This window comes from Salinivibrio sp. ML198 (assembly GCF_001996015.1).
GTDB classification, from domain to species: Bacteria; Pseudomonadota; Gammaproteobacteria; order Enterobacterales; family Vibrionaceae; genus Salinivibrio; species Salinivibrio siamensis.
Window position 1 is genome coordinate 110,165 of record NZ_MUEZ01000006.1, and the last position, 23,386, is coordinate 133,550.

Here is a 23,386-nt window from a genome sequence, read left to right on the forward strand (position 1 = left end):
CTATCCTTTAAGCGAAGTTAACCACAGCGGTGGGGGCTTGCGTGGGGTCGGCATCGCTTACCGCGCGCCCCTCGCCAAACCATGTCAGCTGACCGGCGAGTGCCGCCACTTCGCCCACCACGATAAGCGCGGGCGACGCAGCTTGCTCCGCCAGCGACGGTAAGTTGTTGAGTTGACCGGTAAAGACTTTCTGCTCCGGACGCGTGCCGTTTTCAATCACCGCCACAGGGGTGTCCGGCGATCGGCCGTGAGCCATCAGTTGGCTTTGAATATGGGCCGACTTCATCAATCCCATATAAATCACCAAGGTCTGACGCGGGCGCGCTAACGTCGCCCACTCCAAGGTGTCTTGTTCTTTTTTCAAATGACCGGTAATAAACAGTGCGGTCTGGGCATGATCGCGATGGGTGAGCGGAATACCGGCATAGGCCGTCGCCCCCGCCGCTGCAGTGATCCCCGGCACCACTTGAAACGAGACACCGGCGTTGGCAAGGGTTTGTAATTCCTCACCCCCACGGCCAAACATAAAAGGGTCGCCCCCTTTTAAGCGCACTACCCGCTTTCCGGCTCGAGCATGCTCGACCAACAGGCGATTGATGTCGTCTTGGCTCACACTGTGGTAGCTCGCCCGTTTGCCCACACAGATCAGCTCTGCATCTCGGCGGCACAGCTCCATAATCGGTTCAGCCACCAAGTAGTCGTAAAGCACCACATCGGCTTGCTGCATCAATTGCAACGCGCGCAAGGTCAATAGCCCAGGATCCCCCGGCCCGGCACCAATCAACGCCACTTCGCCTTGGGTGGTGATTTGTCCACTAAGCTGTTCCAGCGCTTGCTCGGCTTGCTGGTGTTTGCCCGCCGCGACTAAATCGGCAAACCGCCCACTAAAAGCGGCCTCCCAGAATTTGCGCCGGCCCGTTAAGGTCGGAATACGCGCTTTCAGTTTGTCGCGAAACGCACCCGCCATTGCCGCCATCTTGCCGATATGTTGCGGCACCAGGGTTTCAATTTTTTCTCGTAACATCCGCGCCAATACTGGCGCTTTGCCGCCCGATGAGATGGCAATAATGATGGGGGAGCGATCAACCAAAGAAGGGACAATAAAGCTGCACTTAGGGGTATCATCAACGACATTGACCAAGATATTGCGGCTGTCAGCAGCGGTGGAGACCAGCTCATTGACGAGGGCGTTGTCAGTCGCCGCAATCGCCAGTATCTTTCCATCCAGATGCTCGGGACGAAATGCCTCGCGCAAGACGGTCAATTTCCCTTGCGCTTGCGCCTCCGCAATTTCACGGTCGACGTCAGGGGCAACCACAGTGACGGCCGCGCCCACCTTAAGCAACATGCGCGTTTTGCGCCATGCGACTTCACCGCCCCCTACCACGAGGCAAGGACGGTTTTTGAGCTGAGCAAAGAGGGGGAGATAATCCATGATCGCGCATTCCCTTGATGACAATACCGCCACTATATCGCCCCACATCTATTACCTGAAATTCTATAAATTCATTTTTTATTCTTTTTTGTGATTAAAAGATCTGAAGTGCCTTTGCCTGAAAGGATTAACGATGACTGAGATCGCAAAGCGTGCAAGATATCGGTGTTGAGCGACAGCCGAAGATAATAAGCCGATCAATCGCACAGCTTTCTAGGTATGAGAAACGGCATAATTCATCTGCCTGATAACTAACGCACATTTTTCACTGGAGACTTTGTTATGCGTTTGATGCCATCTGCTGTCGCCACTGCTGTAGTAGCCGGCTTATTTGCCGCCTCTGGCAGTGCCTTTGCCGACACCATTAACCTACGTGTGATTGAAACCACCGACATTCACACCAACGTGATGGATTATGACTACTACAAAAACAAACCGTCACAAAAAATCGGCTTGGTTCGCGCCGCCACTGTGGTTAAGCAAGCGCGTGATGAAGCACAAAACGCACTATTGGTGGATAACGGTGACCTGATTCAAGGCAGCCCGATGGGCGACTACATGGCCAGCAAAGGCATTAAACCCGGTGAAGTACATCCGGTATATAAAGCGATGAACTTGCTCAATTATGAAGTGGGTAACATCGGTAACCATGAATTCAACTACGGTCTAGCATTCTTAAAAGAGTCGATTAACGACGCCAACTTCCCGTATATCAACGCCAACGTGTTCGATGCAGAGACTGGCGAGCATTACTTTGACCCGTATTTGATTAAAGAATACCAACTCAAAGATGAAGACGGTGACAGCCATACCATCAAAGTCGGCTACATCGGCTTTGTGCCGCCGCAGATCATGACTTGGGATAAAGCCAACCTTGAAGGCAAAGTGATCGCCAAAGACATTAAACAAACCGCTGAAAAGCTCGTCCCAGAGATGAAAGCCAAGGGTGCTGACGTGGTGGTGGCAATCCCACACTCTGGTATCTCCCAAGCGCCGTATAAAGCGATGGCTGAAGATTCCGTGTATTACCTCACCGATGTCGACGGCATTGATGCCATTGCCTTTGGTCACTCGCACGCGGTATTCCCTGGCGAGGACTTTGCCAATATTCCCGGCGCGGATATCGAAAAAGGCACCATCAATGGCGTGGCCAGTGTGATGGCTGGCCGCTGGGGCAGCCACGTCGGGGTGATTGATCTCGCCCTCGAGCAAGTGGACGGTCAATGGCAAGTCACTGATAGCAACGCGCATGCGCGACCCATTTTTGACCGCGCCAACAATAAGGCATTGGTTGAAGCCGATAAGGCGATGCTTGATGCGGTAGAAGCCGATCATAAAGCCACACAAGATTTTGTGAATCAACCAATCGGCAAAGCCAATGATGTGATGTACTCTTATTTGGCATTGCTACAAGATGACCCAACCGTACAAATCGTCAATCTCGCTCAACAAGATTATGTCGAGCGCATGATCCAAGGCGACCCAGATTTGGCCGACCTTCCGGTTGTCTCTGCCGCTGCGCCCTTTAAGGCCGGTGGACGCAAAAACGATCCGAGCAACTTTACCGAAGTGGAAGCCGGTCAACTGACCTTCCGCAACGCCGCCGATCTTTACCTATATCCGAATACCTTGGTGGCGCTGAAAGTCTCTGGCGCCGAACTCACCCAATGGCTGGAGTGCAGCGCCGGCCAGTTTAATCAAATCGATCCAAACGCAGCGCAGCCGCAATCGCTGATAAACTGGGACGGTTTCCGCACCTATAACTTTGACGTGATCGATGGGGTGGAATACCAAATTGATGTCACCCAGCCCGCGCGTTACGACGGCGATTGTAATGAAGTGAACCCAGAGGCATCACGGATCGTCAACCTCACCTATCAAGGCGAGCCGGTTGATCCCGAGCAAACCTTCTTGGTGGCGACCAATAACTACCGTGCGTATGGCGCGAAGTTCCCGGGCACCGGCAGCGATCATATTGCCTTTGCCGCGCCGGATGAAAACCGCACCGTGGTCGCCAACTACATCAGTCGCGTGAGTGAAGAGGAAGGTGAGGTGACCGTTAGCGCTGACAATAACTGGTCGATTGCCCCGATTAAGGGAGATGCCGTGGTGAGCTTTGAAACCTCCCCGAGTGAGCAAGCGGCGCAGTTTATTGAGCAAAAAGGCCGCTGGTCGATGACGCGAGAAGGAAAAGATGAGGTCGGCTTTGCCGTTTATCATGTTGATTTAGGCCAACCTCGCCAGTAATTAACACAGAAAGATAAATAGCCTTTGAATACCGCAGCCTGTCTGCGGTATTTTTTATGTTCAATCAAGAGGAAATGACATGGAATGGCAACAGGCAACCTTTGACGCGCTGGATACGCGCACTTTATTCACACTGATGAAATTGCGTGTCGATGTGTTTGTGGTTGAGCAAGCCTGCGCCTATCCAGAGCTGGACACGCACGATACGGCGCCAGATACCGTGCATTTAATGGGCTGGCTGAACGGAGAGCTCGCCGCCTATGCCCGTATTCTCGCCCCCGGGGCAAGTTACCCAGGGAGCAGTATTGGCCGCGTGATCATTGCACCCACTCATCGCAATGGGCAATGGGGTCATCAGCTGATCCGCCAAGCCATTCAAGTATGCCAACAGCGATGGCCCGCGCAAAACATCGAAATAGGCGCTCAAGCACACCTACAGTGCTTTTACCAAAAGCATGGTTTTGTCGCGTTTTCCGACGTTTACTTAGAAGACGGTATCCCACATATCGATATGCGCTTATCAGTCAGTGAGACGTCTTCCATTTAAGCAAAAAAAATCCCGCTCAAGGAGCGGGATTCATTGTCATGAAGCGTACGCGATCGTTTCGCGATTATTTTGTCAGGCGGAAACGCTGCATAGTGCTTTGCAGTGATTGCGCCAATTGGCTCAATTCGCTACAGGCTTGCGCAGTTTGATCGGCGCCACCCGCCACTTCTTGTGCTGAATCATTGATGCGCTCGATATTGCGACTGAGCTCATCCGCCACTGAGTCTTGCTCACCACAGGCACTGGCGATCTGCATGCCCATATCAGCAATGTTCTCAACCGAGGTTTCGATGCCACGTACCAATTGCTGCGCCTGATCGCCCTGCTCCACACATTGCTCAATGCTTTCACAGCTTTGGGTGGTGGCGTTGCGCGCTTGGGTTGCAAACTGCTGCAGTTTCTCAATGATAGTGGTGATTTCACCGGTCGAATCTTGCGTCCGGCCCGCGAGGGTACGCACTTCATCGGCAACCACCGCAAAGCCACGGCCCGACTCTCCGGCACGTGCCGCTTCAATCGCTGCGTTCAAGGCCAACAAGTTGGTTTGCTCAGCGATATCACGAATCACATCCACCACCATGTTGATTTGTTTCGACTGCTGATCCAATTCATTCACAGTATCGCCGGTTTGACGCATGTCCTCGGCAACTTTACGAATCGAGGCCACCATACCGTCAATGTCTTGTGCGCCCATGCGCGACTGTTCACTCGCTTCATTGGCCGCGGTGGATGAGCTCTCGGTGTTCTGCGCCACATCCGCCACGGTGGCTTTCATTTGCGCCATCGCGGTCGCGACTTGTGATACTTCATGCTGCTGATTTTGCATACCGCTGGAGGTTTGGCTAGAAACCGCACTCACTTCTTCTACCGCACTGCTCAATTGAGTGACCGCGGCAATCACTTCTTCAATCAAGCTACGCAAGCTATCTTGCATGGCGATACTGGAGTCGGCCAATTTACCCATTTCATCATTACCAATCTGGCTACGATCCAACTGGTAAGTCAGGTCGCCCTTGGCAATCGCAGACGACTGCTCCATCACCAAGCGTAGCGGATTGATAATCGCGCGGGTGAAGATAATCGCGACCACAATCATAAAGGCAATCACCGCAAACAATACCCCGATAATGGTCATGCTCACCGTCGACACTTGATTCAGCATGGAGGTGCGGTTTGAGGTAATAAACCCTTGGGTCAGCTCAGACATTTCTTTAAGCGATTTATCCAACTGGCCAAAGGTGCCGAACGAGTTCGACAGGATTTTTTGCGCCGCGGTCAGTTGTCCCGCTTCGACCCTGTCAGGAAAGGCACTGAGCTCTTGATTGTATTGGTCCCAGTGATTTTGAATACGAGTAAAAATAGCACGCTCGTTGTCGTACCAAAGGCTTTCTTCATAGGCATCAAGCGCGCGGCTATAATCGCGCTTCATGACATCGATTTCACCCAAGATTTCACGTCGTTCTGCCGGATCACTAAAGGTGAGAACCGCATACTGATCTTGACGAATACGTATTATCTCTTCATTGAGTCGCTCGATCTCAAGCACTGCGGGGAGGGTATCGTCCGTAAAGTTCAGCATATTATCGCGCATGCCGCTGACTTGGGTATAGATATAAAACCCAAAGATCACCACAGCGATACCAATCAGGGAAAAAGCCGCCGTAAACTTTTTACCAATAGATAGATTTTTCAACATGGAAAAGCGAGTCCTCAACAAATTAGTGATTAGCGTGTTAATGCCTAGACATCCATGTTGAGGCGGGCTTGCGTGTCTGTCCTACACAGCGGCACGAATACTAGCACAAAAAATAACCAAAGTGTGATGAAAGACTCATTATTTTTGCAAAAAGTCTGTCATACAATGATGGCTGATTGTGTAAGCATTCTTGCCCTGAACAGCAACTTATCCCTTTTCCGCCCCAATGGTGTAGCGTATTCGGCTCTATTGACCGATTTATAAAAAGTAGATCAAAAATCGTCCGGCAGCGACTTTAATCACACATCGAGTAGAAAAAAGACAGAACAAGGCTGAGATAAAGAGAGGTTGACTACCGAAAGCACCCTGTTACCAGTGCTTTCGGTTGGGCTCGTGGCGTCAAAAGACTAGCGTTGGCGAGCAAAACCGCCATCAGACAAACGGAAATAGAGTACCGATTGCCCTTTCTCGGTTTCGATTTGCAGAATATCTAACGCACCACTCTGTGTACGTTTAAAGCGGATCCACTGCCCTGGCTGGATGCGACTAATCGGCTTTCCCTCACCTTCAATATTGGCAATCGCATACAGATCGGTTAACGCTAGATCGTAGCGACGAAAGACTTTGGCCAGCGTGTCACCGGGCTCAATTTGATGGCTCACCCAAGGGCTATTTTCTTTTTTTTCAGCTTGTTGAGTCGCAGGCTCAGCAGTTGACGCCGCGACTGACGAATCACTTTGCGACGCTGACGATACATTCGCCCCTGTATTCAGGGCGACGGGTTGACGAGTTTGGGGCGAGGGGGCTTTGGGCGAGGGACTAGGAAGCACAGCCAACACCAATACAGTCGGGATAAGCACCATCAATAGGCGTCGGTGTAAAGCCGGTAGGCGTTGCCAACCCTGCTTTAGCCCCGTCAAACCATGTAGGCTTTTTACGCTAGGACGGTTTTCCCATCCCGCTGTGAGTTTCTCTCGCCATCCAGCACGCAGTTTGTTCCAGTATGAACGCATTGCTGTTAACTTCATTGCCACTCCGCGCATGTTTTGTTGTTTTGTCCTCATCTTGGACGCCTTATTGGCACAAAAGTTTACCCACGAAACCATCACCTGTTATCCTTTCACACTTTATTGACGCAAAAAAGAGAGACGTTATGTCTGACGTACAACTGGAAACTGTCGAGCAGAAGGCGAGCTATGGCATCGGCCTACAAATGGGCCAACAGCTTGCCGGTAGCGGCCTAGAAGGCTTACATGTTGATGCCATTGCAAAAGGCATCAGCACCGCGCTGGCTGGCGAAATGCCAGAGATTGAAATTGACGACATCAATAACGCATTGCGTGAGCTTCACACAAAAGCGGAAGAAGTTCGTCAAGAGGCTGCAAAAGCACAAGCAGCAGAAGGCGATGCCTTCTTGGCAGACAATGCCAAGCGCGAAGGCGTCACCGTGACAGATTCAGGTTTGCAGTACGAAGTACTGGTACAAGGTGACGGTGAAATTCCAACCAGCGATAAGCAGGTGCGTGTTCACTACCATGGTCAATTGATTGACGGCAGTGTATTTGATAGCTCAGTCACACGTGGTGAGCCGGTTGAATTCCCGGTGACTGGCGTGATTAAAGGTTGGATTGAAGCCCTGCAAATGATGCCGGTAGGCTCTAAGTGGAAGTTGTATGTGCCACAAGATCTCGCCTATGGCGAGCGTGGTGCGGGCGCAGCCATTCCTCCGTTTGCCGCCCTTGTCTTTGAAGTTGAGCTACTCGACATCCTGTAATCGCTGACTGAATACAAGCGCCAAATCAGGAATGAAAAAGCGATGCCTCGGCATCGCTTTTTGTCTTTTCATCCAGCGTTATTGCACGTATTCACGTGGGTTCACCGCGCCCCACCAGCTATAGATTTCTGGGAAAATCACATCCGCATTGGTCTCATACTCTACCGCACCAATGGTTTTATCCCCTTGCTGACCGAATAGCACCACCTCATCGTTGGGGGCCACTTGATCCGCAATATCAGTAATATCAACCATTATAGTGTTCATTGACGCAACGCCGACAACAGGCACGCGATGCCCCTGAATGAGCACATCGGCATCATTACCCATTTTACGGGGGAAACCATCCGAATAGCCGACCGGTAAATTGGCCAGAATAGAATCACGCTCCAAGGTATAAGTGCTGTCATAACCAACCGTACTGCCCGCGGGTAAATGATGCACAGAGGCCACCTTGGTCTTAAAGCTCATGATGGGCGGAAACTCTCGGTTGGTTGGCTGATCGCCATACAGCGCCCCACCAGGGCGAACCATATCAAAATGACCCTCTGGCACGTTTAAAGTGACAAACGAGTTCGCGGCATGCAGCAAGACATCTTCACGCTTCAAGTCTGCCTGTTCAATCAACCACTCACTGTTGGTTTTAAATTGTCCTAACTTGCTGCGCACATAATCGGCTTCGTAGTTAGGAAAGTGCGTCATGATACCGACCACGTTAAAACGCGGGTCAGTGGCAATATCCAACGCGACTTGCTTACCCGCTTCCTCGTTCATCTCGATGCCATTGCGGCCCATTCCACCGGCATTAAACGCCATATGGACTGGAATGGTAATATCATGTTTCTCGGCAAGCTGACGCATTTGTTCGGCTTGCTCTGCCGACCCAATCAGCTCTTGCATATTCAATGCTAATGCGCTCTCCATTTCCTGTAAGGTCGCGGTGCGCACACGCATGATCTCGCCGGTAAAACCGCCTTCACGCAAGGTCCGCGCTTCTTCATTGCTAGCAATGCCAACACAATCAATGCCACTGGCAATCACAGTAGGTAAAAGACCAGCAATACCATTGCCATAGGCATCGGCTTTCATGACCACACAAATCTTGGTGCCTTCGCTGACTTTCTGCTGCACACGTTGAATATTGTCGCCAAAGGTGGAGGTGCTCACTTCTAGCCAGCCGTTGCCATGCCCCATATAACGATTGCCGGTATCAGGCGTCGACGGCGTAGGCGAGGAGTAATCCATGACGGCGGGTGCCCCAAGGGCAACGACACCGGCGACGGCAAGCGCCACTAAAGAGAATTTTTTGTTCATAAGCTTCACTGTTGGTCACATAAATGGAGCATCCGTGACGTGTTAAATAAAAGCTGACCGCTTTTATTTATGCCTCCTGGCAATGCGCGCTGTTTATATCACAGAACACTTCACGGCTGACGAGTCACTCAATAAAAAAGATAGACAAGTTCCGCGTGTTTGAACAAAAAAACGCCACCCTAGGGTGACGTTTGAGAGAAGCGTTGTCGCAGACAAAACTCAACACGCTATATGCCAGCGCCATCATTCAAGTCATCTTCGTGCAATCCACATTCGCGTTTTAAGCCAAAAAAGCGTGTTTGTTCATCTCGCATACCTGGCTCCAAGCGCTGGGTGGTATGTACATCACCCACTGATACATAGCCTTGATCACGCAAGGGGTGATAAGGCAAGTCGTGCTCGCGCAGATAGTCATCCACCGCTTGGTTCGACCAATCAATCACGGGCAAGAACTTAAATACTCCATGCTGGACACTGAGTATCGGCAGATTGGCGCGAGAGTCTGATTGACCCCGGCGCAATCCCGACAACCAGGTGCCGGCGTTTAGCTCTCGCAACGCGCGCTTCATCGGCTCGACTTTGTTGATGTGATTGTATTGGGTGATCCCCTCCACTCCTTGCTCCCACAGTTGGCCATAACGCGCTTCCTGCCAAGCGGGGCTAAGTGCGGCGCGATACACCCGTAAGTCCAAATCCAGCCTTGTGGTTAAGGTATCGATAAACCGATAGGTCTCTGCAAACAAGTAACCCGTGTCGGTTAAAATCACTGGAATATCCGACTTCACCTGGCTGACCAAATGCAGCATCAATGCCGCTTGCACCCCAAAGCTCGACGAGAGGATAAACTGCCCTTCAAGGTGCTCTAACGCCCAGGCGACACGCTCAGATGCCGAGAGTGCCTCCAAGGTGGCATTCACCTCCGCCAATGCCAAGGCTTGCTGACTTTTATTCATCGCGGCAATGTCAGCTAAGGCTAACGTCGCGTTAGGTTGAACGGTTTCAGGCATAAAAATCCCTCTTAGATACATGCACGGGGGCAATCACCTCGCGGCGGATCAAGAAATCACCAAAGTGCTCACCCGCTTCGCGCTCTGTCGCCCAGCGACCAATCAACTGATCCAATTCTTCAAGGATCTGACGATCGGTGATGTTCTCTTTGTACATTTTGGGGATCCGGGTACCTTCCCAATTCCCACCTAAATGCAAGTTATAACGACCCGGCGCTTTACCCACCAAACCCACTTCTGCCAACATGGCGCGGCCACAGCCGTTCGGGCACCCCGTTACACGCAGTACAATCGGATCATCTTGCACCTGATGTTTTTGCTGAATTTTCTCCACTTCCGTGACGAAGTCCGGCAAGAAGCGTTCGGCTTCAGCCATCGCCAGTGGACACGTTGGGAAGGAGACACACGCCATCGAATTGGTGCGCTGCACACTGTGTTCGTCATCAATTAAACGGTAACGGCGCGCTAACGCCTCAATCTCGTCTTTTTGCGCTTCCGGGATCCCCGCGATGATCAGGTTTTGATTCGCGGTCATGCGGAAATCGCCCTGATGAACTTTAGCTATCTCCGCCATGCCGGTTTTGAGTGGTTTTTCTGGTGTATCTCGCAAACGACCATTTTCGATAAACAGGGCGAGGTGGTATTTACCGTCAATGCCTTTGGTCCAGCCTAAGCGATCGCCGCGTCCGGTAAAGGTATACGGGCGGCTTGGCGCAAAACTCACACCGGCGCGCTTTTCCACCTCCGCTTTGAACACATCCGCACCAACGCGATCAAGTGTGTACTTGGTTTTCGCATTTTTACGGTTTGAGCGATTTCCCCAATCACGCTGGGTGGTGACCACGGCTTCCGCGATCTTCAGTGTATGCTCAAGCGGAATAAAGCCAAAGTCATCCGCGCGACGCGGGTAGGTGTTGGTATCACCATGGGTCATCGCCAGCCCACCACCAACGAGGACGTTAAAGCCGACAAGCTGTCCTTGCTCGGCGATGGCGACAAAGTTGAGATCGTTGGCGTGCACATCCACGTCGTTTTGTGGCGGGATCACCACCGTGGTTTTGAACTTACGTGGCAGATAACGCTCACCCAAAATCGGCTCTTTGTCTTGGCTGCCTTCGACTTTTTCACCGTCGAGCCAAATCTCTGCGTAAGCGCGGGTTTTAGGCAGCAAGTGCTCGCTTATCCGCTTTGCCCAATCATAAGCTTGCTGATGGAGCTCTGACTCCACCGGGTTGGACGTACACAATACGTTGCGGTTCACATCCCCAGCGGTGGCAATCGAGTCAATGCCATATTCATTCAAGGTCTGGTGCATGAGCTTGATGTTAGGCTTAAGGACACCATGAAATTGAAAGGTTTGTCGGGTGGTCAGGCGAATACTGCCATAGAGCGAGCTTTCACGGGCAAACTTATCAATCGCCAGCCATTGCTGGGGCGTAATGATCCCGCCCGGCATCCGCGCACGCAACATCACATTGTGCAAAGGCTCCAGTTTTTGTTTTTGTCGCTCGGCACGGATATCGCGATCATCTTGCTGATACATACCATGGAAGCGGATCAGCTGGAAATTATCATCCGTGAATCCGCCAGTGATCGGATCATCCAAGTCTTGATCAATGGTGCCACGCAAGTAATCACTTTGCTCTTTCAAACGCTCGTTATCAGCTAGTGGGCCCAGTGTATCGCCCGCAAATTTCTGCTCACTCATTAGTACACATCCCTTTGATAGCGCTTATCTTTGCGCAATTCATTAATAAAGGCTTCCGCTTGCTCACGGCTTTGCTGGCCCTGTGTTTGGGCTATCTCGATTAAGGCTTCATGAACATCTTTCGCCATTTGATTGGCATCACCACACACATAGATGTAAGCGCCGTTCGATAGCCATTGCCATACCGCCTCAGCACGCGCGAGTAACCGGTGCTGGACATAGACTTTCTCAGCCTGATCGCGGCTAAAGGCCACATCCATCCGCGTCAGCAGGCCAGATTTAAGGTATTGCTGCCATTCAACCTGATAAAGAAAGTCGTCGGTAAAGGTGCGATCGCCAAAGAACAGCCAGTTATCACCCTTTGCCTCTCGTTGCTCTCGCTCTTGCAAGAAAGCACGAAATGGCGCAATGCCAGTACCGGGGCCAATCATAATAATGGGGGTGTCATCGCTGGTTGGCAGCTTGAAGTTATCATTGTGCTCAATAAACACTTTGACCGTCTCGGCTGCCTCAGCGCGGTGGGCGAGAAAGCTCGATGCACCACCTTGGCGTGACTCGCCGCTCTCATGCTGATACGCCACCAGCCCAACGGTGAGGTGTACTTCATCTTCCACTTCTGCTTGGCTAGAGGCGATCGAGTACAAACGCGGCGTGAGCCGACGCAATATCGATTGAAATTGCTCGACATTCAGGTTGATGTCCGCCAGTGCCAGCACATCAATCAGTTGAGTGCGATTAGCAAACTCGCGCAATGCAGCTTTGTCTTCCGTCAATGCGGTGAGTGTGTCGCTCTCAGATAACGCTGCCAGCGCACTGACCTGCTGTGGGTTAGAGGCGGTGATCTCATAGTGGGCAATTAGCGCGTCTCGCAACGAGAGGCTGTCACCGTCGATATCGACGGTTTCATCGCCACGCAGACCCACCTTGGCGACGATGCTGTCCACCAGTTCGGGATCATTTTGATACCACACCCCCAAAGCATCGCCTGGCTGATATTCAATGCCGGATTCATCCAGATCCAGCTCAACATGATAAACCGCTTTATCTGAGCCTCGTCCGGTAATGCGCTGGCAGGTGAGTAGCTCAGCGGTATAAGGCGACTGTTTGGTGTATTTTGATTGCGCGGTGGCTTGATGAAGCGGCACTACCTGCGCATCACCACTGGCCTTAAATTGTTGCTTCACCTCGGCTAAGGTTTGCTCTCGCCAAGCACTGGCCGTGGCTTCATAATCCACATCGCAATCAAGGCGGGCAACCATCGGCTTGGCGCCAAGCTTTTGCAAAAAGGCATCAAAGTCTTTCCCCGTCTGGCAGAAGTACTCATAACTCGAGTCTCCCAAGCTCAAGACGGCATAATGAAGATGATCCAGTTTGGGGGCTTTTTTCGATTGCAAAAATTCATGTAACTCAATGGCGTTATCGGGCGGCTCGCCTTCACCATTGGTGGAAGCAACAATCACAAGATGGGTTTCTTTGCCCAGTTGCTTGCCTTTGTAGTTATCTGCTGCAACCAATTTGGCCGGGATCCCAGCCGCTTCCGCTTCCTGATGCAGCGCCTCCGCCACGCCTTTAGCATTGCCGGTTTGTGACGCATACAAAATGGTTAGTGTATGGTTGGGGGCAGAACTGGCTTGTGGCATAGCATTGGGTGCCGCCGCTTCACCAGCAGGTGTTTGGCTTAACCCCCAAAAATAACCACTTATCCAGGCCAGTTGCTGCGGTGACAACTCCGCCACTGCTTGTTGCAACTGGCCTATCTGCTGATCATTGAGCGGGCTGGTTAACCCGGAGAGATCCTTGAGTAACATGGTGACGACATTCCTTGCTAACATTGCGTGAATGCTAGCGTACCCTCACCAATTAATAACAATAAAGAATAGATGTGAATGTTTTATAACTTTTTGTAAGGTAGGTGCGCAGCGGTGTGTCATTGAGCGGGAACATAACGTTAGTCAGCAATACGAACTTGCTGAAAACCAATCTCAAGCGCATTCAACGTCGCTTGGTCAATATCGGTAAAGCATTGTTCAATCCCTTCAGCATTGGTAAGCGCCATTAAACCACCACCGGTGTGGCGGCACTCAACAACCCACCCCTCGCTATCTAACGAAGGCTCAACAACCGCCTCAATCAAAAGCTGCTGACGGTATAAAGCACGTAGCTGTTCGGCTGTCATGATGCTTTGCCCACTGAATTGGATCACTTATTGAGTTTAGTCTCAGATAAGCAAAGCTGCCATGCAGGAGGCTTGATGAGCAGAGGCGATGTTGTCACCGCCTCCGCATTGAGGTGGTCTCTATTAAAAGAAACCCAATGGATCAATGTCGTAGCTAACGAGTAAGTTCTTCGTTTGTTGATAGTGACCCAGCATCATTTTGTGTGTCTCTCGCCCGATCCCTGATTTTTTGTAGCCGCCAAAGGCGGCATGCGCCGGATAAAGGTGATAGCAGTTTGTCCAGACCCGCCCTGCTTCAATCGCACGTCCAACACGATAGGCGCGGTTCATATCACGGGTCCAAAGCCCTGCACCCAACCCGTACTCGGTGTGGTTGGCAATCGCTAAAGCTTCCGCCTCATCTTTAAAGGTGGTCACCCCAATCACCGGCCCAAAGATCTCTTCTTGGAACACCCGCATATTATTATGGCCCTCCAGTAGGGTCGGCTGCACATAATAGCCGCCGCCCAAATCCTGGTGACTACCGCCAATTAATACCTTCGCGCCCTCTTCTTGCCCGACCTTCAAATAGCTCATGATCTTATCAAACTGTTCGTCTGATGCTTGCGCCCCGACCTGGGTCTCGGTGTCGAGCGGGTTACCCTGTTTTATCGTGCCTGCGCGCTCAATCACGCGTGCGATAAAGTCGTCATAGATACTTTCCTGGATCAGCGCGCGCGACGGACAGGTGCACACTTCGCCTTGGTTGAAAAAGCCAAGCAACAGGCCTTCTACCGCTTTATTGATATATGCTTCTTCTTGCTGCATCACATCTTCAAAATAGATGTTGGGGGATTTACCGCCCAGCTCAACGGTTGAAGGAATGAGGTTTTCTGCCGCGCAACGTAGAATGTGATGACCCACTGGCGTAGAGCCTGTGAACGCCAGTTTGGCAATCCGAGACGACGTCGCAAGCGCTTGGCCCGCCTCTGCGCCATAACCATTGACCACGTTAACCACACCAGCAGGCAGCAGATCGCCAATCAACTCCATCAATAGCAAGATGGTCGTCGGGGTTTGCTCGGCCGGCTTGAGTACCACGCAGTTGCCCGCCGCCAAGGCCGGCGCAAGCTTCCATGACGCCATCAGTAAGGGGAAGTTCCACGGAATGATCTGCCCCACAACACCTAAAGGCTCGTAAATATGATACGCCACTGTACCCGCATCCAGCTCCGCCGCAGTACCTTCTTGGGCGCGAATACAACCGGCAAAGTAACGGAAATGATCGGCGCAGAGAGGAATATCCGCCGCCAAGGTTTCACGTACCGCTTTACCGTTTTCCCAGGTTTCCGCCACGGCGAGCATTTCGAGGTTCGCTTCAATCCGATCCGCTATTTTTAACAAAATATTGGCCCGATCAGTGACAGAGGTTTTGCCCCATGCGTCTTTCGCGCGATGCGCCGCATCCAGTGCCAGATCCACATCGTCGCTACTTGAGCGCGGCACTTCAGCAAGGGTTTCGCCAGTGCACGGTGACGTATTGGCAAAATACTGCCCTTTCACCGGCGGCACCCATTCACCACCGATAAAGTTTTGATAACGCGACTTAAAGCTAACCACTGACCCATCTGTTCCTGGTTTTGCGTAGATCATACTCTTTCCTTATTCCGTGTTTGAGTAGATGGCGGAGCACGTACTGCTCTCTCCTTGCCGTTATTGCTCAAAAAGCGTGGCAGAGATTTTATTGGCTGGGTATTAGGCGAAAGTCGCAGTGAGACATGGGCAACAGAAGCGAATAGGCAGAATCTTCAGGTATAAAAAAACCGCGCATGTGCGCGGTTTTTTACTCGTTGCCTTGACGCTCAACCGATTAAAAGTCGAGTTCTGCACCGACAAAGAAGCCAGTCACATCAAGCTCTCCGTCATTATTGTCAAAGTAGTCGAAGTCATGGTCGATCATGCGATAACCGCCTCGCACGTTCAAATCAGCGGCCACTAAACCTAACTGATATTGCAAGCCCGCTTCGGCATCCAAGGTGCTGGTGCCATCAAACTCGCCTTTGCTCACGGTGGCAAATACAAATAAAGGCGTGCCGACTAGACCTACACGTGCATCGGCATAAATGTTCGGTTGCCACTCGTCAAAGCTTTGCCCTTGAAACTTGCCAGATTGGAAACGCTGCATATTAATGCCCGCATCGACCGACACGAGATCGTTATCGAGAAACTCGTAATAGGCAACAAAGTCGATTTGGTCAAAATCAACATCAGGGTTATCCACGCTCACCGAGGTTTGGCGGATTTTCGCATTGGGGATCAATGGTAACGGATGCTCAATCGCCGCGTAATAAGAGCCAGCAGTGCTCGCATCATCGGCTTCTACATTATTGACGTCAGCATCCATAAACCAGGCATCCGCCCCTACTTTACCGCCTGCCAAGGTATCAGCCTGAGCGGGCATGGCCAAAAACGCAGTGAGCGCTGCGGCGGCAAGCGTCATTGAAGTGGTTTTCATGAAACTCTCCACATTGTCGATTAAAAAAGGTCGTCACGCGGAGGCGGCAAAGCCATGCCTTGTCGCCGATTGCTTAGAATGATAGCAAGCTTTGTGCCGAGGTGAAGAGAAAAACCCGCAACGGCGTGTGTTTGCTGTGTCGACGCGCAAATTTTGTGCGCTTAACGGCGACGGAATCGTGCCCAGCGCTTTTCGTTGATAATCACTTCAGGCTCACCTTTGCGGCTGCGACGCTGGCGTTTAACAAGCCACACAACCAAGGCGATCACCAACAGCCATGGTAGTAGCTTAAGCAGCGTACCTATCATCCCGGCCAACATCATCACGGCAAAGCCGGCCAGCATGGCCAGCACCATGCCCATGATGCTTACGCCTGTCATAAACAATACAACAGCAAAGCCAATCAGAAAGAGTATTTCGATCATTGCGATCTCCTTGTCTTGATAGCGAGACAGACTTTGCAGGTTTCAGGCCAATTTGTCACTCTATATTTTCTCATTAATTCAATGGATTACAGCGTTGCCTTCAGGTCTCCATGAAGGTGCGGTTATATTTTCACCAATAATTGGTGCTTTTCACCGGTTCAGGCATCAAGCCATTGCTCAGGGATATGGCTCATTGCGGTGGTCAGTACCTCAACACCCGCACCCGGCTTGTGCGCATTCTCGCTGATATAGCGGCGCCATTGCCGCGCGCCTGGCATATTTTGGAACAGACCTAACATATGGCGGCTAATATGGTTGAGTTGCGCCCCTTGAGTGAGCTGCTGTTCAATGTATGGGAACATCGCCTCGACTGCTTGGCGACGTGTAATGCGAGGGGTTGTCTTGCCAAATAAACGCTGATCGACCTCGGCCAACATAAACGGGCTCTGATAAGCTTGGCGGCCGACCATCACGCCATCAAGATGCGCTAGGTGCTGTTCCGCTTCCTCAAGGCTTTTCACCCCGCCATTGATGGCAAGTGTGAGGTGCGGAAAATCTTTTTTAAGCTGATAAACACGCGGGTAATCCAGCGGCGGGATCTCCCGATTTTCTTTAGGACTCAGCCCTTTTAGCCACGCCTTACGTGCATGCACGGTAAACATATCACAACCACTCTTTTCACTGACGGTACCCACAAAGTCAGTCAAAAATTCGTAGCTGTCTTGCTCATCAATACCAATGCGGGTTTTCACCGTAATAGGCACATCGGTCACTTCGCGCATGGCAGCCACACTCTGCGCCACCAGCTCAGGCTCGGCCATTAAGCACGCCCCAAAACGCCCGTTTTGCACCCGATCCGACGGGCAACCAACGTTGAGGTTAATTTCATCATAACCACGCTCAGCCGCCAGCTTGGCGCATGTTGCCAAGTCCGCCGGATCCGATCCCCCCAGCTGCAACGCCACCGGATGCTCCTGTTCGTTGTAGGCAAGGTAATCGGCCTTACCATGAATGATCGCGCCTGTGGTGACCATCTCAGTAAACAGCAAAGTGTGTTCTGATAGTAAGCGATGAAAATACCGGCAGTGGCGATCGGTCCAATCGAGCATGGGCGCAACAGAGAAACGCTGCATCACCGTTTTTGGCGTCACATCAGGGCTGGCGGCGGTTTTGCTGGGGTTAGTCATGGTCTCGAATCTCTGCAATTACGTTGAACGACGGTCATTTTCGACAGGCGGACGCGGATTATACACATTGCACCGGTAAGATTTAAGCAGAACAGGTGAACGTGAAGGGTTTGAAATAGAAACGGGTGAGAATACGAACGCGGCTGTAATGACCTAAAGTGGATGGCGACCCTTTTCTCCTAGCGCTGTTGCGAAAGCCGAAAGTATTTCCCTGCCACTAAGTAGCTGATCACCGCCTCTTTTTGTCGGTCGCGGAATTGGTTTACCCATTGATGAGCATTGTTGATGATCGCTTGTGCTTCATGCGGATGGGTGAGGTAGTAGTCGATGACTGCCTCTAGGTTGGAAAAATCGGCGTTGACCTCGGCATAGTGGACTCCAGGGATTAATTGGCCCTCCATAAACCAAGTTTCATATTCCATTGGGGGTGACAAGCAAAGCGAGTTAGAGGACATGATCCATTTTTAATTGGTGGCAACGTCTTTCCCTTCCACACTGAGAATAAACTTATGCTGTAGCTGCGCTTGCGGTGTCAGCGGGGCTTTTCGATAGGCTTGGTCAGTATCATTCGCGGGGCGTGTATCCCCGACATCAATAGTTGGATGCGTGTAAAAGCGCTGAAGAAGCTGGCGGCGCTTGTGATTGAAGCAGCGCCCGCGCCATACCGCGCTATCGCGTTTTTGCCCAAACGGCACAGGATCATTAATAAATTGGAAGTGACGCACCGCGTTGAGCTTGAGCAGGACGGCGTTTTGATTGTCGCCATGAATCGGTCGGCTTTTCACGAATGCTGGCGTGGGCGGCGGTTGTGTCACATCGCCGCCTAAGTAATGCAGAAACAAACCATTTGGGAACCAGCGCATTACCCGCAATATATCGAGAAAATATACCGAGCCTTGATCTTGTCTCACACGGCCCGTCTGATGATCGCAATATTGCTCAGACAAACAAAATGGCGCATTCAAACGGTTATAGTAGCTGACGCGCTGGTCGATATCGGATTGATGTTGCTGATAAGTGGGGAAAAGTTGCCTGCGCATCCAAGTGCGATACCAATCATTAGGGATCGCATTGAGTGCCAAGTTATAACTATAGTAGCGGAGTTTATTCACGGCCTTGCTCCGTCAATCCATATGCAGGAAAGCCTAGTTGAGCAAGATGACGAGGGTATGAAATGGGCGAGAGAGCCGAACGATGTGCTCTCTCGCGACAAGACTTATTCGATGGTGAATTTGCCTTTCATCACAGTCCAGTGGCCTGGGAATGAGCAGAAATAGGTTAAGTCTTTGCCTTGCAAACCTTCGGTTGAGAAGGTGATGGTGGTGCTTTCACCGCCGCCAATCAGCTTAGTGTGTGCCAAGATGCGATCGTCGCCTTGCGGCAGATAGTCGTTATCTGCGCCGGCACCGGCGCCTTTCATGGCGATATCTTGCAGGTTAGACGTTTCCGACAGCACCCAGTTGTGGCCCATAGAGGTCACAGGCATTGAGCCTTGATGCTCCAGCGTTAGCGTAACTTCGCTGCAGCTTGCTGGTACGGACAACGATGACTGGTCGTAGGCCATTTTATCGCCGGTGGTGACAGTTAACTCACACTCATTGGCAGCCGCTTGCGTTGAAACAGACGCGAACGCCAGGGCGGCGAGGGCTAACAGTTTTTTCATCGGTACATACTCCTATTATGGATGTAAAGGTATGTTTTTAATGCCTGTGGCACGCTGTCATCATACTGACATGACAGCGCAAAACAGTTAGCCGATTCAAAAATCGACTGATTGGTTTTTATTTTTACTTCTATCATTACTGTAGGGTAACTGATCGCGATCAAGTGATATTGGACTACCTATTTACACTTGTGGCAAAGCGCATAGGATGACGATAGGTGGGGTGCGATGTTATACAGCTATGGTAAGATAACTGACTGACTGTTAGCACTTTGAGGCGCTATGACCAACACCACTGGGTTACTGCACCGCGCACAGCAGCTTTGCGAGCAACGCGGCGTGCGATTAACGCCGCAGCGGACGCGCGTTTACGAGATTATCGCCAACTATTCACGTGCGATCACCGCCTATGAGCTGCTAGACGAGCTGCGTGAAACAGAGCCACAAGCCAAACCACCAACGGTTTATCGTGCGCTAGACTTTCTGTTAGCGCAGGGGTTTGTGCATAAGGTGGAGTCAACCAATAGCTATATCGCTTGTTGTCATCTTGGCCACCAGGGGCACTGCTCCCAACTGCTCATCTGTGATCAATGCGGCACCGTGGAAGAGTGTCACACTGAGGAGCTTTCTGAGGCGTTGCGTGAAAAGGCGCAAACAATGGGGTTTGAGGTCCAACATCACGTGATTGAAACCCATGGTACCTGCGCACAATGCCTAGCTCACTAATACTGAATTGATTAGGACGGACATTCTTTATGGAAGCACAATTCGTCAACCCGTTTCTTACTTCACTGATCAATGTGCTACAGACGATGGCACAGCTGGAAATCCAGCCAGAGAAGCCTCACTTGAAAAAGTCAGAGATCGCCAAAGGGGACGTTTCTGGGTTAATTGGCATGGTCGGCCCACAGACTAAGGGCTCCTTTTCCGTCACCTTTGATGAAGATATGGCGCTTGAAATCATGCAGCGTATGCTTGGAGAGCGGTCCGAGTCGATTGATGAAGAAGTGACGGATATGGTCGGTGAGATCACCAATATGGTGACAGGTGGTGCGAAGCGTATTTTGTCAGAAAAGGGCTTCGAATTTGAGATGGCGACCCCTGTGGTCGTATCCGGCAAAGGCCATACCATCAATCACAAAAGTGATGGGCCTGTGATCATCATGCCATTTAAATCCCCGCACGGCACTGCCTTTATTGAGATCTGCTTCGATCACTAAACGGACATACGTCGCAAGCGATCATGCGCTGTGCCAAAGGCGATAGCTCACTAGGTGGCCTCCAATGGTTGGCCCCCAAAATATAAAAACGCCGCGATAACCATCGCGGCGTTTGACTTTCTCAATCACGGTTCCGCTCAGTTTAGGCTTGGCGCCACTGCTTAAACGCGTTGATCAGGCCATTGGTTGAGCTATCGTGGCTTTCGACCTGCTGCGCATCACCGAGCTCAGGCAGAATGTTACTCGCCAGCTGTTTACCGAGCTCAACGCCCCACTGATCAAAGCTGAAGATATTCCAAATCACCCCTTGGGTGAAAATCTTGTGCTCATACATGGCAATCAGCGCGCCGAGTGTATAAGGGGTAATTTTCTCCACCAAAATCGAGTTGGTTGGACGGTTGCCTTCAAACACTTTAAATGGCGCAATCGCAGCCACGTCTTCAGCTGATTTGCCCGCTTGCGTCAACTCAGCTTCGACTTGCTCACGGCTCTTACCAAAGGCTAGCGCTTCCGTCTGGGCGAAGAAGTTCGCCATCAATTTGGCGTGATGGTCGCCAATCGCATTATGACTGTGCACTGGAGCAATGAAGTCGCATGGGATCAACTTGGTGCCTTGGTGGATCAGCTGGTAGAAAGCGTGCTGACCATTCGTGCCTGGCTCGCCCCAGATGATAGGCCCTGTTTGGTAGTCAACCGGGCGACCATTGCGGTCGACATACTTACCGTTTGATTCCATATTGCCTTGCTGGAAGTAAGCCGCAAAACGGTGCATGTATTGGTCATACGGTAAAATAGCTTCTGATTCCGCCCCGTGAAAGTTGTTGTACCAAAGACCAATCAGTGCCAACAAAACCGGCATGTTCTGTGCCATCGGCGCGGTTTTGAAGTGATTGTCCATTTGGTGCGCACCATCAAGCAGCGCGACAAAGTTGTCGTAACCTACACCCAAGCAGATAGATAGACCAATCGCCGACCACAGTGAGTAGCGGCCGCCAACCCAATCCCAGAACTCGAACATGTTGGCGGTATCAATACCAAAATTTGCCACGGCATCGGCATTGGTTGATAGCGCGGCAAAATGCTTCGCCACCTGGGTCTCATCCCCTGCTGCATTCATAAACCAGTCACGCGCCGTGTGTGCGTTGGTCATGGTTTCTTGGGTGGTAAAGGTTTTTGACGCCACCAAGAACAAGGTGGTTTCCGGGTTAAGATCTTTTAACGTCTCAGCCATATGGGTGCCGTCGACATTAGAGACAAAGTGCAGGTTAAGGTGATTCTTATACGGCGCCAACGCTTCAGTGACCATATAAGGACCCAAGTCTGATCCACCGATACCAATATTCACCACATCGGTGATCGCTTTACCAGTATAACCTTTCCATTCGCCACTGATCACGCGCTCGGAAAAAGACTGCATCTGCGTCAGTACCGCATTAACCTTAGGCATCACATCTTCGCCGTCAACCATCACAGGCGTGTTGCTACGATTACGTAGTGCTGTGTGGAGAACCGCGCGATCTTCTGTACGGTTGATTTTCTCACCGCTAAACATTGACTCAATCGCTTCAGCCACCCCGGTTTCGTCGGCGAGTGCCAATAACTTGGTCAGCGTTTCTTCGCTGATCAAGTTTTTGGAATAATCCAACAGAATGCTGTCTTCGAATTGCGTTGAGAAGTGGGCAAATCGCTCTGGGTTATCAGCAAACAGATCAGCCAGTGTGTAGTCCTGCGCTTCTTCAAAATGGGCGGTCAGTGATTGCCACGCCACGGTCTGAGTGGGATTCGTTGTCTTTAGCATCATGTCATCCAAATCGCGTTGTGAGTGCTGCTGTGGGTATCACAGCAGGCAAGGATCCTGTATAACGTCAGCACCACCACGCTGTACGCAGCGGTCATTGGTGTAATATTACATAATCATGGCTCGATTCTCACATCTAATCGCTGTGAGTAGGTTGCGATCAATCATAGAATAGTTGGATCGCCTGTGAGCCAACAGCATACGATAAAGATCACAACAAGGATTGCTTATGTGGTATCAAACTGAGATTCGTCTGCGTGCTCGGCCGCGCGGGTTTCACCTGATCACCGACGAGATCGTGCACGCGCTCCCCATGTTGGGCGACATGGATGTGGGTATAGTGCAAGTGTTTATCAAGCACACCTCGGCGAGCTTAACCCTCAATGAAAACGCCGACCCGACCGTGCGCCAAGATATGGAGGCGCACTTTAATCACTCAGTGCCTGAGCGAGCGCCTTATTATCGCCACACCTACGAAGGGGACGATGACATGCCAGCGCATATCAAAGCGTCATTGTTAGGTGCAAGCGTCACGGTGCCCATCAGCCAAGGTCGGCTGAATTTAGGCACGTGGCAAGGGATTTATCTGGGCGAGCATCGCGATGAGGGCGGCATGCGTACCTTGGTAGTGACCCTGCAAGGCGCACCACAAGCCAACGTCTAGTCTCGCTGGCCAGCATGCGTTTAGATAAGGG

General features: G+C 51.4%; 22 protein-coding genes. 6 read left to right on the top strand and 16 right to left on the bottom strand.

Annotated elements, in window-relative coordinates:
* Positions 1-7 precede the first annotated feature (7 nt).
* A complete protein-coding gene (gene cysG / locus BZG25_RS05760) occupies positions 8-1,435 on the bottom strand; it encodes a siroheme synthase CysG (protein ID WP_077606400.1) in 1,428 nt (475 codons plus the stop codon).
* A gap of 291 nt (positions 1,436-1,726) precedes the next feature.
* On the opposite strand from cysG, the gene cpdB reads away from it, so the two are divergent.
* Together cpdB and BZG25_RS05770 are read left to right on the top strand one after the other, a co-directional pair.
* On the top strand, positions 1,727-3,682 hold the full coding sequence (cpdB, locus tag BZG25_RS05765; RefSeq protein ID WP_371326847.1) for a 2',3'-cyclic-nucleotide 2'-phosphodiesterase: 1,956 nt from the start codon (positions 1,727-1,729) through the stop codon (positions 3,680-3,682).
* Positions 3,683-3,761: 79 nt separating this feature from the next.
* Positions 3,762-4,229: a GNAT family N-acetyltransferase gene (locus BZG25_RS05770; RefSeq protein ID WP_077638674.1), complete on the top strand. Its 468-nt coding sequence runs from the start codon at positions 3,762-3,764 to the stop codon at positions 4,227-4,229.
* 64 nt (positions 4,230-4,293) lie between these two features.
* On the opposite strand, the gene BZG25_RS05775 is transcribed toward BZG25_RS05770, so the two are convergent.
* Both BZG25_RS05775 and BZG25_RS05780 read right to left on the bottom strand, forming a co-directional pair.
* Entirely contained in the window at positions 4,294-5,925 is a 1,632-nt protein-coding gene (locus BZG25_RS05775; RefSeq protein WP_077638675.1) for a methyl-accepting chemotaxis protein, read from the bottom strand.
* Positions 5,926-6,332: 407 nt separating this feature from the next.
* A complete protein-coding gene (locus BZG25_RS05780; RefSeq protein WP_158075458.1) occupies positions 6,333-6,953 on the bottom strand; it encodes a LysM-like peptidoglycan-binding domain-containing protein in 621 nt (206 codons plus the stop codon).
* 125 nt (positions 6,954-7,078) lie between these two features.
* Between BZG25_RS05780 and BZG25_RS05785 the strand changes: the two genes are divergently transcribed.
* Positions 7,079-7,699 (top strand): FKBP-type peptidyl-prolyl cis-trans isomerase, encoded by a 621-nt coding sequence (locus tag BZG25_RS05785; RefSeq protein WP_077606404.1) that lies wholly within the window; start codon positions 7,079-7,081, stop codon positions 7,697-7,699.
* A 78-nt stretch (positions 7,700-7,777) separates the two neighbouring features.
* Here the strand turns inward: BZG25_RS05785 and alr are convergent, their stop codons facing one another.
* The 12 genes from alr to azu all read right to left on the bottom strand — a co-directional run bounded on the left by alr (position 7,778) and on the right by azu (position 19,673).
* On the bottom strand, positions 7,778-9,013 hold the full coding sequence (alr, locus tag BZG25_RS05790) for an alanine racemase (protein WP_077606405.1): 1,236 nt from the start codon (positions 9,011-9,013) through the stop codon (positions 7,778-7,780).
* A gap of 227 nt (positions 9,014-9,240) precedes the next feature.
* Positions 9,241-10,020, bottom strand: coding sequence for a phosphoadenylyl-sulfate reductase (locus BZG25_RS05795; protein WP_077638677.1), 780 nt, complete (start codon positions 10,018-10,020; stop codon positions 9,241-9,243).
* Positions 10,013-11,728, bottom strand: a complete 1,716-nt coding sequence (gene cysI / locus BZG25_RS05800; protein ID WP_077606407.1) for an assimilatory sulfite reductase (NADPH) hemoprotein subunit — start codon at positions 11,726-11,728, stop codon at positions 10,013-10,015. The genes BZG25_RS05795 and cysI overlap by 8 nt, the downstream gene beginning before the upstream one ends.
* Entirely contained in the window at positions 11,728-13,536 is a 1,809-nt protein-coding gene (locus BZG25_RS05805; protein WP_077638678.1) for an assimilatory sulfite reductase (NADPH) flavoprotein subunit, read from the bottom strand. Before BZG25_RS05805 ends, cysI begins: the two co-directional genes overlap by 1 nt.
* 140 nt (positions 13,537-13,676) lie before the next feature.
* Positions 13,677-13,904, bottom strand: a complete 228-nt coding sequence (locus BZG25_RS05810) for a hypothetical protein (RefSeq protein WP_046074318.1) — start codon at positions 13,902-13,904, stop codon at positions 13,677-13,679.
* Between the two features lie 123 nt (positions 13,905-14,027).
* Positions 14,028-15,536, bottom strand: coding sequence for an aldehyde dehydrogenase family protein (locus BZG25_RS05815; protein ID WP_077606409.1), 1,509 nt, complete (start codon positions 15,534-15,536; stop codon positions 14,028-14,030).
* A 217-nt stretch (positions 15,537-15,753) separates the two neighbouring features.
* Positions 15,754-16,398 (bottom strand): TIGR04219 family outer membrane beta-barrel protein, encoded by a 645-nt coding sequence (locus BZG25_RS05820; protein ID WP_046074319.1) that lies wholly within the window; start codon positions 16,396-16,398, stop codon positions 15,754-15,756.
* Between the two features lie 161 nt (positions 16,399-16,559).
* Positions 16,560-16,823: an envelope stress response protein PspG gene (pspG, locus tag BZG25_RS05825; protein ID WP_046074320.1), complete on the bottom strand. Its 264-nt coding sequence runs from the start codon at positions 16,821-16,823 to the stop codon at positions 16,560-16,562.
* Positions 16,824-16,981: 158 nt separating this feature from the next.
* Positions 16,982-18,010, bottom strand: coding sequence for a tRNA dihydrouridine(20/20a) synthase DusA (gene dusA / locus BZG25_RS05830; protein ID WP_077606410.1), 1,029 nt, complete (start codon positions 18,008-18,010; stop codon positions 16,982-16,984).
* 179 nt (positions 18,011-18,189) lie between these two features.
* Entirely contained in the window at positions 18,190-18,465 is a 276-nt protein-coding gene (locus BZG25_RS05835; RefSeq protein WP_108744011.1) for a glycosyltransferase, read from the bottom strand.
* Between the two features lie 9 nt (positions 18,466-18,474).
* On the bottom strand, positions 18,475-19,122 hold the full coding sequence (locus tag BZG25_RS05840) for a hypothetical protein (RefSeq protein ID WP_077638680.1): 648 nt from the start codon (positions 19,120-19,122) through the stop codon (positions 18,475-18,477).
* Positions 19,123-19,226: 104 nt separating this feature from the next.
* The gene (gene azu, locus BZG25_RS05845; RefSeq protein ID WP_046074360.1) at positions 19,227-19,673 is read right to left on the bottom strand and encodes an azurin; all 447 of its coding nucleotides are present in this window, start codon (positions 19,671-19,673) and stop codon (positions 19,227-19,229) included.
* Positions 19,674-19,955: 282 nt separating this feature from the next.
* Here azu and zur point away from each other — a divergent pair, with 282 nt between their 5' ends.
* Both zur and BZG25_RS05855 read left to right on the top strand, forming a co-directional pair.
* Positions 19,956-20,399 carry a zinc uptake transcriptional repressor Zur gene (zur, locus tag BZG25_RS05850; RefSeq protein ID WP_046074361.1) on the top strand — a complete coding sequence of 148 codons (444 nt, stop codon included), beginning with the start codon at positions 19,956-19,958 and terminating at the stop codon, positions 20,397-20,399.
* Between the two features lie 29 nt (positions 20,400-20,428).
* Complete coding sequence (locus BZG25_RS05855; RefSeq protein WP_046074362.1) at positions 20,429-20,893, top strand: chemotaxis protein CheX; 465 nt, start codon at positions 20,429-20,431, stop codon at positions 20,891-20,893.
* A 142-nt stretch (positions 20,894-21,035) separates the two neighbouring features.
* Here the strand turns inward: BZG25_RS05855 and pgi are convergent, their stop codons facing one another.
* Positions 21,036-22,691 carry a glucose-6-phosphate isomerase gene (gene pgi / locus BZG25_RS05860; protein ID WP_046074363.1) on the bottom strand — a complete coding sequence of 552 codons (1,656 nt, stop codon included), beginning with the start codon at positions 22,689-22,691 and terminating at the stop codon, positions 21,036-21,038.
* 229 nt (positions 22,692-22,920) lie between these two features.
* On the opposite strand from pgi, the gene BZG25_RS05865 reads away from it, so the two are divergent.
* On the top strand, positions 22,921-23,355 hold the full coding sequence (locus BZG25_RS05865; protein WP_077638681.1) for a secondary thiamine-phosphate synthase enzyme YjbQ: 435 nt from the start codon (positions 22,921-22,923) through the stop codon (positions 23,353-23,355).
* The last annotated feature ends 31 nt before the right edge of the window (positions 23,356-23,386 follow it).